General features: G+C 63.8%; 1 protein-coding gene. It reads right to left on the bottom strand.

Annotation, left to right across the window (positions count from 1 at the left end):
* Positions 1-412: 412 nt before the first annotated feature.
* Positions 413-11,431: a beta strand repeat-containing protein gene (locus ACZY1I_RS32045; protein ID WP_463761671.1), complete on the bottom strand. Its 11,019-nt coding sequence runs from the start codon at positions 11,429-11,431 to the stop codon at positions 413-415.
* Positions 11,432-11,520: the final 89 nt, after the last annotated feature.

Genomic DNA, 11,520 nt, shown 5'->3' with positions numbered 1-11,520 from the left:
GCGCGCCGAGGGCCGCGAGCGAAGCATCGCTTTGGTTGTCGGGCCCGATCCGGAGCCGCCCAGCCTGCGCCCGGCGTCAGTGGATCCGGCGACACCGTAAATACGTGGATGGAATACTCCGGATTGCTGGCATATTCGTATCTTCTGCATTTAGACGGCCAAATTTCCGATGGCTTGGGCCCTTTTGTAACTCGGTTTCAAATTGTGCCACCCACAGAGCAAGTTTATGCTGCTCAAGCCGTCGTCGTCGGAGGCTCGTTTGTTGATATCTCGCAAATCGACACTTGAATAACCACGACGTCTATTCCCGCCGACGACCCCTACATCAGCGGCCACCTAGGGCCTGATGCCTCTCGTAAGGAGGTCGGCCAGGTTGAAAGGCGCGAGGAATGGCTGATGGTCGAGCACGAGATCACAGCAAAATTCCGAAGAGGTTGATGTCGATCGGGCCGACGCTTCCACCGAGGAGCACTGGGAACGCGAGAACGGAGATCGGCGGGGTGATGATCGGGCCCAGGGTTCCGCGCAGGCCGAGGGGGATCTCGAAGAGGGTGATCTGCGGCGTGGTGATCGGGCCGAGCGTTGCGCCCAGGCCCAGAGGGAACACCGGAATCTCAATGGTCGGGGTGACGATCGGGCCGACGTTCCCGTTGATCCCGAGTGGGAACGGCAGGAGGTCGATCTGCGGGGTGACGATGGGTCCGACGCTTCCGTTGATGCCCAGCGGGAACGCCGGAATTGCGATCTGCGGGGTGGTGATCGGGCCGATGACGCCGTCGATGCCGAGCGGTATCGGCGCGATGGTGATGGGGTCGATGTTGATCGGTCCGATGGTGCCGCCGAGGCCCAGGGGGATGGGGTCGATGGTGATGGTGGGGGTAATGATCGGGCCGATCATGCCGCCGAAGCCGAGCGGGATGGGGTCGATGTTGATGGTGGGGGTGATGATCGGTCCGATGGTGCCGCCGAAGCCCAGCGGGATGGGGTCGATGGTGATGGTGGGGGTAATGATCGGGCCGATCATGCCGCCGAAGCCCAGCGGGATGGGGTCGATGTTGATGGCGGAGGTGGTGAAGGGTCCGATGGCGCCCAGAAGGCCCAGGGGGATGGGGTCGATGGTGATGGCGGGGGTGGTGATCGGCCCGACCGAGCCGAGAATATTGAGCGGAATCGCGGGCAATTCGATGGGCTGGGTGCTGAAGGATCCGATCGTGATCGGATCGATGTGTAGGCCGAATGGCGCAATGCTGAATTCCTGGGTAGTGATCGGGCCGATCGTGATCGGGTCGAGCGCCAGGCCAAACCCCGAGATGGTGATCGGGGTGCTACCGCCCATTACGGTCAGGTTGAGCGGTGCGTCTTGAGTGATGGCAAGTTGGGAGAAGTCAATGGGGCCGACGGAGCCGGTGCCCCAGAAGCCCCCGGCGTATGTGTCGAATTTGGGAACAGTGCCGTCGAGGCCGATGGAGCCGATGTTTCCGGTGATCGCCAATTTCAGGTCAAGCGGAGTGATCGTGATGGGCGCGACGACGCCGCCAAGCGGGCCGGTGCTGATCTGGTTGATCGTGATGGACGGGACGAAGAGGCCGCCGACATTGCCGGTGATGCCGTCCGGGGGGCCGATGACGATTGGGTTGATGGCCAGCGGCGCGATCGTGAAGGGGCCGATGGTGCCGTCGATGCCCAGCGGGATTTCGGGGATGGTGATGGGCGGGATCGTGATGGTTCCGAGGGAGCCGTCGATGTCCAGTGGGAACGGCAGGATGCTGATCGGCTGAATATGGATTCCGCCGACGGTGCCGTCGATGCCCAGCGGGAACGGCAGGATGGTGATGGGCGGGACGGTGATCGTTCCGGTGGTGCCGTCGATGCCGAGTGGGAACGGCATGATGTTGATCGGCTGAATACTGATGCCGCCGACGGTGCCGTTGATGCCCAGCGGGAAAGCCGCGATATTGATGGGTGGGACGGTGATCTCGCCGACCAGGCCGTTGATGTCCAGCGGTATCGCGTCGATGTTGATGGGTGGAGTGACGATCGGCCCCACGCTGCCGCCGAGGGCCAGCGGGAAGGGAAGTATCTCGATCGGCGCCACGACGATGGGGCCGATTTCGCCGCCGAGGGCCAGCGGGAACGGCAGAATATTGAGCGGCGGAACGGCGATCGGGCCGACGGTGCCGGCGAGTTGCAGCGGGAACGCGGCGATGGTGAGCGGCGGGACCACGATGGGTCCGACGGGGCCGGTGAGGTCCACGGGGAATGCGGCGATGGTGATCGGCGGCACGACGATCGGGCCGAGGGCGCCGGTGAGGTCCGCGGGGAATGCGGCGATGGTGATCGGCGGGATGACGATGGGGCCGAGGGTGCCGCCGAGCGCCAGCGGGAAAACATCGACGGAAAAGCCATAGCCCAGCTCCCCCGTCGCGTTCAGCCCCGGCAGGCCGGTGGTGAAGTTCCCGGTGTTGAACAGGCCGGCGGTGAACTCTCCGGCGTTCCCCAGGCCGGAGTTCGCCAGGCCGGAGTTGAATATTCCGTTGTTGTTACTGCCGGAGTTGAACAGGCCGGTGTTGTTTTGACCCGAGTTGCCGATGCCGATGTTTCCGGTGCCGGAGTTGAACAGGCCCAGGTTGGCGTTGCCGGTGTTGAGTGCGCCGATGCCGATTTGGTTGTTGCCGGTGAGGCCGATGCCGATATTGCCGTTGCCGGTGTTGCCGACGCCGATGTTGGAGTCACCGAAGTTGGCGATGCCGGCGTTGAAGTTGCCGGTGTTGCCGAAGCCCTGGTTGCCGAGGCCTGCTGCCGCAAGCACACCTGAGTTGGCGAAGCCGAAGTTGCCGTTGCCGAAGTTCCCGAAGCCGATGTTGTTATCACCGATGTTGCCCAAGCCGAAGTTGAGGCTGCCGACGTTGAGGGCTCCGAAGCTCAAACTCGGGACGATCAGACCCGGGGAGCCCAGGTCGACGTTGATCGGGCCGACGGTTCCGCCCAAGTTGAAGGGGAACTGGGGAACGGTGATGGTTGGGGTGAGGATCGGGCCGACGAGTCCGCCGAGGTTTATGCCGAACGCGGAAATCTCGATGGGGGGGGTGCTGATCGGGCCGATGGGTCCGCCGAGTCTGACGGGGACCGCTGAAATCTCGATGGTGGGTGTGACGATCGGGCCGATGTCTCCGCCGATCGAGAGCGGGAACGCCAGAATGTCGATCTGCGGTGTGACGATGGGGCCGATCGTGCCGTTGATGCTCAGCGGCAACGGGGCGATCTCGATCTGCGGGGTGGAGATCGGGCCGATGGTGCCGTCGAGGCCGAGCGGTATCGAGGAAATGGTGATCGGGTCGATGTTGATGGGGCCGATGGCGCCGCCAAAACCCAGGGGGATGGGGTCGATGGTGATGGTGGGAGTGGTGATGGGTCCGATGTTGCCCAGCAGGCCCAGGGCCAGCGGGTCGATGGTGATAGTCGGAGTAATGATGGGTCCGATGTTGCCCAGCAGATCCAGAGGAATGGGGTCGATGGTGATGGTGGGGGTGACGATGGGTCCGACGGTGCCCAGCAGGCCCAGGGGTAGCGGGTCGATGGTGATAGTCGGAGTGACGATGGGTCCGATGTTGCCCAGCAGGTCCAGAGGGATGGGGTCGATGGTGATGGTGGGGGTGCTGATCGGTCCGATCGAGCCGAGGATGTCGAGGGGAATTGCCGGGAATTCGATGGATTGAGTGGTGATACCTCCAACCGTGATCGGATCGATGTGCAAGCCGAAGGGCTGGAGGCCGAATGCTTGAGTGGTGATGGGGCCGATCGTGATCGGGTTGAGCGCGAAGCCGAATGCGGGAATCGAGATATTGGCGATGGTGCCTGTGGCCGTCAGGTTGAGCGGTGAATTTTGAGTGATGGAGAGGCCGGAGACGTCAATGGGGCCGGCGTGGCCCGGGTTGCCTCCGGGGCCGGTGACGACGGGGGACCCAAGCTTTATCGGGAATTGGGGAATGATGCCGTTGACGTCGATGGTGCCGATGCCGCCGGTCAGGTTGAGCTCGAGGCCGATGGGTTCAATTGCGATGGGGCCGATCGCGCCGCCGAGCGGGCCGGTGCTGAGTTGGTTGATGGTGATGGACGGGAAGATGATCCCGCCGACGGTGCCGGTAATTCCGTCCGGGGGACCGATGACGAATGGGTTGATGGTGACGGGCCCGATGCTGAAGGGCCCGATGTTGCCGCCGAGGTCGAGGGGGAACGGAAGGATGTTGATGGGCTGGATCGTGATGGCTCCGATGGCCGCGTCGATCTGCAGCGGGAATGCCGCGATGTTGATGGGCGGGATGGTGATCTCGCCGACCGCGCCGTCGATGCTCAGCGGGAATTGAAGGATGTTGATGGGCGGGACGGTGATGGCTCCGATGGTGCCGTCGATGTCCAGCGGGAACGCCGCGATGTTGATCGGCGGGACGGTGATGGCTCCAATGCTGCCGTCGATGTTCAGCGGGAACGGGTCGATGGTGATGGGCGCGATGGTGATCTCTCCGACGAAGCCGTCGATGTCCAGCGGTATCGCGTCGATGTTGATGGATGGAGTGACGATCGGCCCGATGCTGCCGCCCAAGTCCACAGGGAACGGAAGTATTTCGATCGGCGAAATGACGATGGGGCCGGCGTCGCCGCCGAGTGCCAGCGGGAACGCTGCGATGTTGATCGGCGGCACAGCGATGGGGCCGATGGTGCCGGTGAGTGCCAGCGGGAACGAGGCGATGGTGATCGACGGAATCACGATCGGGCCGAGCGTGCCGGCCAGGTCCAGCGGGAACGGCAGGATATCGATGGGCTCGACGATGATCGGGCCGATAAGGCCGGCAAGGTCCAGCGGGAACGCGTCGATGTTGATCGGCGAAACGACGATGGGGCCGACGAACCCAGGGAGTGTCACCGGGCCCGGTTGTAGGACGAATCCCGACTGCCCGGTGTTGAGGTTCGCGGTGATCAGGGCGCCGGACTGGGTGTTGCCGGTGTTGAAAAGGCCGCTGATGAAATCGCCGGCGTTCCCCAGGCCCGAGCTGCTCACGCCGGCGTTGAATATCCCGATGTTGTTAGTGCCGGAGTTGAACAGGCCTGTGTTGTACTGACCCGAGTTGCCGATGCCGATGTTTGCGGTGCCCGAGTTGAACAGACCCAGGTTGCCGGTGCCGGTGTTGAGTTCGCCGATGCCGAATTGGTTATTGCCGGTGAGGCCGATGCCAATATTTCCGGTGCCGGTGTTGCCGATCCCGATGTTGGAGGCACCGAAGTTGGCGAAACCGGCGTTGAAGTTGCCGGTGTTGCCGAAGCCCCGGTTGCCCAGGCCTGCTGCCGACGGCAAACCTGAGTTGGCGAAGCCGAGGTTGTGGTCGCCGATGTTGGCGAAGCCGATGTTCGCGTTGCCGATGTTGCCCAGGCCGAAGTCGCCGCTGCCCAGGTTCCCGAAGCCGAAGTTGGTGTCGCCGACGTTGCCGAGGCCGAAGTTGAGGTGGCCGATGTTGCTGAATTCGGCGATCAAGTTCGGGATTATCGGGCCCACCGAGAAGCCGAGGACGTTGATGTCGAGCGGACCCAAGCTTCCGCTGAGGTATAGCGGGAATTCGAGAACGTTGATCGGCGGGGTGGTGATCGGGCCGAGGTATCCGCCCAGGCTGATGGGGAACTCGAGAACGTTGATCGGCGGGGTGACGATCGGGCCGATCGTTCCACCCAGGTGCAGGGGGAACACCGGAATCTCGATGGTCGGGGTGACGATGGGGCCGACGTTTCCGCCGATCGAGAGCGGGAACGACACAATGTCGATCTGCGGGGTGACGATGGGCCCGATCGTGCCGTCGATGCTCAGCGGCAACGCCGCGATCTCAATCTGCGGGGTGTAGATCGGGCCGATGGTGGCGTCGATGCCGAGCGGTATCGGCGCGATGGTGATGGGGTCGATGTTGATCGGCCCGACAATGCCGGCTAGGCCCAGCGGGATGGGGTCGATGGTGATGGTGGGGGTGATGATCGGTCCGACATTGCCGAGGAGGCCCAGCGGGATGGGATCGATGGTGATGGTGGGGGTGACGATGGGACCCACGGTGCCGCCGAGGCCCAGCGGGATGGGGTTGATGGTGATGGTGGGGGTGACGATGGGGCCGATGGTGCCGCCGAGGCCCAGCGGGAAGGGGTTGATGGTGATGGTGGGGGTGATGATGGGTCCGACGCTGCCCAGGAGGTCCAGGGGGATGGGGTCGATGGTGATGGCGGGGGTGACGATCGGTCCGATCGAGCCGAGGAGGTCGAGCGGAATCGCGGCCGATCCGATGGATTGCGAAGCGATGGACCCGACCGTGATCGGATTGATGAACAGGTCGAATGGCGCGATACCAAATTCCTGGGTGGTGATGGGGCCGATCGTGATCGGGTTGAGCGCGAAGCCGAACTGCGGGATGGTGATGTCGGTGGTGCTGCCGGTAAGGGTCAGGTTCAGCGGTGACGCTTGAGTGAGCGAAAGCCCGGAAACGTCAATGGGGCCGATGTAGCCGCTTTCGAGTCCGACGCGACCGATGAATAAATGGAATTCGGGAATGGTGCCGTCGATGCCGATGGTGCCGATGCTGCCGGTGATCCCGAGTTCCAAATCGATGGGATCGATTCCGATCGGGCCAATGGTGCCGCCGATTGGCCCGGTGCTGAATTGGTTGATGGTGATGGACGGGATGATGACGCCGCCGACGGTGCCGGTGATGCCGTCCAGGGGGCCAATGACGAACGGGTTGATGGCCAGCGGCGCGATGGCCAGGGGCCCGACCCCGCCGGTGATGGGGCCGAGCGGGAATGCGGCGATGTTGATGGGCGGGATGGTGATGGTTCCGATGGCGGCGTCGAGGTCCAGCGGGAACGCCGTGATGTTGATTGGCTGGATGGTGATTTCGCCGACGCTGCCGTCGATGGTCAGCGGGAACGGCAGGATGTTGATGGGCGGCACCGTAATGGTTCCGATGGTGCCGTCGATGCTGAGCGGGAAGGCTGCGATGTTGATGGGCGGCACGGTGATCTGCCCCACGGCGCCGTCGATGGCCAGCGGTATGGCGTTGATGGTGAGGGACGGGACGGTGATCTCTCCGATATAGCCGTCGAGGGCCAACGGTAGGGCGTTGATGTTGATCGGAGGAGTGACGATCGGCCCTACACTGCCGCCCAGGTCCACGGGGAAGGGAAGTATCTCGATCGGCGCTATGACGATGGGGCCGATGGTGCCGCCGATGTCCACCGGCAACGGCAGGATGTCGAGCGACGGAACGGCGATCGGGCCTACGGTGCCGGTGATGGCGAGCGGGAACCCGGCGATGGTGATCGGCGGGATGACGATGGGACCGACGGGGGCGGTCAGGTCCAGCGGGAATGCGGCGATGGTGATCGGCGGCACGACGATCGGGCCGATGTTGCCGGCGAGGTCGACCGGGAATGCGCCGATGGTGATCGGCGAGACGACGATGGGGCCGAGGCTGCCGTCGAGCGTCAGCGGGAAAGGATCAACGCGGAGGCCCAGGCCCAGTTCCAACGGGGCGCCGAGCCCGGGCACCACATTGATGAAGTTCCCGGTGATGAAGGCGCCGATGTCGCCGGTGCCGGTGCTGAACAGGCCGGTGGTGAAATCCCCGGCGTTCCCCAGGCCCAAGCTGGCCACGCCCGCGTTGAATATTCCGGTGTTGGAACTGCCGGAGTTGAACAGGCCGACGTTGTTTTGACCCGAGTTGCCGATGCCGACGTTTCCGGTGCCCGAGTTGAACAGGCCCAGGTTGCCGATGCCGGTATTCAGGCCACCGATGCCGATTTGGTTGTTGCCGGTGAGGCCGATGCCGATATTGCCGTTGCCAGTGTTGCCGATGCCGATATTGGAGAGACCGAAATTGGCGATGCCCGCGTTGAAGTTGCCGGTGTTGCCGAATCCCTGGTTGCCCAGGCCGGCGGCCGACGGCAAGCCTGAGTTGGCGAAGCCGAGGTTGCCGTCACCGATATTGGCGAAGCCGAAGTTGGCGCCGCCAAGGTTGCCCAGGCCGAAGTTGCCGCTGCCCAGGTTCCCGCCGCCGAAGTTGTTGTCACCGACGTTGCCGAAGCCGAAGTTGAGGTGGCCGACGTTACTAATTCCCGAGAACAGGGCACTGATGTTCCCGAAGCCCAAACTCGGGACGGCCAGACTTGGCGAGAAGCCGAAGATGTCAAGGGCGATGTTGATGTTGATCGGGCCGGCGCCTCCGCCGAGGAATAGCGGGAACTGGTCAATGGTGATGGTTGGGGTGCTGATCGGTCCGATCGGTCCGCCGAGGCTCAAGGGGAAGGCCGAAATCTCGATCGTCGGTGTGCTGATCGGTCCGATGGGTCCGCCGAGGCTCAGCGGGAACGCCGAAATCTCGATGGTGGATGTGCTGATCGGGCCGATGATTCCGCCGAGTGCGAGCGGGAAGGGCAGGATGTCGATTTGCGGGGTGACGATGGGGCCGACCGTGCCGGTGATGCTCAGCGGCAGAGCCGCGATCGCGATCTGCGGAGTGTAGATCGGGCCGATGGTGGCGTCGATACCGAGTGGTATCGGCGCGATGCTGATGGGGTCGAAGCTGATCGGTCCGACCATGCCGCCGAGGCCCAGCGGGATGGGCTCGATCGTGATGGTCGGGGTGACGATGGGTCCGATGATGCCGCCGAGGCCCAGCGGGATGGGGTCGATGGTGATGGGGGGGGTGTTGATGGGTCCGATCGTGCCGCCGAGGCCCAGTGAGATGGGGTCGATGGTGATGGTGGGGGTGACGATGGGTCCGATGGTGCCCAGGAGGTCCAGGGGGATGGGGTCGATGGTGATCGCGGAGGTGGTGATCGGCCCGATGGTGCCCAGAAGGTCCAGGGGGATGGGGTCGATGGTGATCGCGGAGGTGGTGATTGGTCCGATCGAGCCGAGGATGTTGAGCGGAATCGCGGCCAGTCCGATGGATTGCGTAGAGATGGGCCCGACCGTGATCGGGTTGATGAACAGGTCGAATGGCGCGATGCCGAATTCTTGGGTGGTGATGGGGCCGAAGGTGATCGGGTTGAGGGCGATGCCGAAGGCCGGGATGGTGATATCGGAGACGCTGCCCGTGGCGGTCAAGGTGAACGGTGCTTCTTGAGTAAGGGCGAGGCCGCTGAAGTCAATGGGGCCGACGTTGCCGCTGCCTAACCCAAGGGGGCCGATGTCCAGGGTGAAATTGGGAATGGAGCCGAGGAGGCCGATTGTGCCGATGCTGCCGGTGGCGTTGAGCTGAATGCCGATGGGGTCGAGTGTGATCGGGCCGACCATGCCGCCGATGGGGCCGGTGCTGAATTGGTTGATGGTGAGGGACGGGATGACGATGCCGCCGACGGTGCCGGTGATGCCGTCCGGCGGGCCGATGACGAACGGGTTGATGCCGACAGGCGCGATGGCGAAGGGGCCGACAACGCCCCCGACGTCCAGCGGGAATGCGGCGATGTTGATGGGCGGGACGGTGATGGTTCCGATGGTGGCGTCGATGCTCAGCGGTATCGCATCGATGTTGATGGGCGGGATGGTGATTTCGCCAACGGCGCCGTCGATGCTCAGCGGGAAGGCCAGGATGTTGATCGGCGGGATGGTGATGGTTCCGATGGTGGCGTCGATGCTCAGCGGTATCGCGTCGATGTTGATCGGCGGGATGGTGATGGTTCCGATGGTGCCGTCGATGTCCAGCGGGAACGGGTTGACGGTGATCGGCGGGATGGTGATGGTTCCGATGGCGCCGTCGAGGTCCAGCGGGAGCGAGTCGATGTTGATGGGTGGAATGACGATCGGCCCGATGCCGCCGCCCAGGTCCAGTGGGAAGGGAAGTATCTCGATCGGCGCTACGACGATGGGGCCGATGGTCCCGCCGATCTCCACCGGCAACGGCAGGATGGTGATCGGCGGGACGCCGATGGGTCCGATGGTGCCGGTGGTGAGGTCGAGCGGGAACGCAGGAATGGTGATCGGCGGGACCACGATATCGCCGATGGTGCCGACGAGGTCCAGCGGGAAAGCGGCGATGGTGATGGGCGGGACGATGATGGGTCCGAGGTTGCCGGCGAAATCGAGCGGGAATTCGGCGATGTTGATCGGCGAGATGAAGATGGGGCCGACGGAGCCCGGGAAGTTCAGTTGGCCCGCGCCCGGGCTGAGTCCCGGCAGCAGTGCGACGAAGTTCGGGGTGTTCAAGGCGTCGGCAATGATGTTGCTGGTGTTGAACAGGCCGGCGGTGAAATCTCTGGTGTTTCCCAGGCCCAAGCTGCCCCGACCGGCGTTGAATATGCCGTGGTTGGCACTGCCGGAATTGAACAGGCCGATGTTGCCGTGACCTGAGTTGCCGATTCCGGTGTTCCCGGAGCCGGAGTTGAACAGGCCCAGATTGTCGGTGCCGGTGTTCAGGGCGCCGATGCCGACTTGGTTGTTGCCGGTGAGCCCGATTCCGATATTGCCGTTGCCGGTGTTGCCGATCCCGAAGTTGGAGGCACCGAAGTTGGCGATACCGGTGTTGAAATTGCCGGAGTTGCCAAAGCCCAGGTTGCCGAGGCCGGCCGCTGCCGCCGACGGAAGACCTGAGTTGGCGAAGCCGAAGTTGCCGTCCCCGATGTTGGCGAAGCCAAAGTTGGCGCCGCCGATGTTGCCCAAGCCGAAGTTCAGCTCACCGACGTTGCCGAAGCCGAGGTTGAGGCTGCTGGTGTTGAAGAACCCGGAGATCAGCTCGCCGACGTTTCCGACGCCCGAATTGCCGGCGCCATTGTTGAAGAATCCCGATTCGCCGCCCAGTCCGCTGTTGAAGAAGCCCGAGGACGGGCCGATGGTCGAGTTCAGGTCTATCTGCGGTAGCGAGAATCCGAGGATGGTTACCGAGATCGGTCCGACGGTCCCGTCGATGACCAGGGGGAATGCCGGAATTTCGATGGCGGAGGTGATGATCGGGCCGAGGGCTCCGTCTAGATCGAGCAGGAATGCCGGAATCTCGATGGTAGGGGTGCTGATCGGGCCGAGGATTCCGCCCAGGTTCACCGGGAATGCCGGAATCTCGATGGTGGGGGTGTTGATCGGGCCCACGTTTCCGGTGATCCCGAGTGGGAAAGCCAGAATGTCGATCTGCGAGGTGACGATGGGTCCGATGGTGCCGCCGATGCCCAGCGGCAACAGAATGTCGATCTGCGGGGTGTAGATCGGGCCGATGAATCCGTCGATGCCGAGTGGGATCGGCGCGATGGTGATGGGGTCGATGTTGATCGGTCCGACGATGCCGCCGAGGCCCAGGGAGATCGGGTCGATGGTGATAGTGGAGGTGTCGATCGGGCCGATGGTGCCGCCGAGGATCAGGGAGATCGGGTCGGTGGCGATCGCGGAGATGTCGATGGGCCCGACGCTGCCCAAGAGGTCCAGTGGGATGGGGTCGATGGTGATGGTGGGGGTGCTGATCGGTCCGATGGTGCCGCCGAGGCCCAGGGAGATGGGGTCGATGG

It is taken from the genome of Mycobacterium sp. IDUB_37, assembly GCF_055419245.1.
This window is presented reverse-complemented; position numbering and strand designations above follow the sequence as displayed.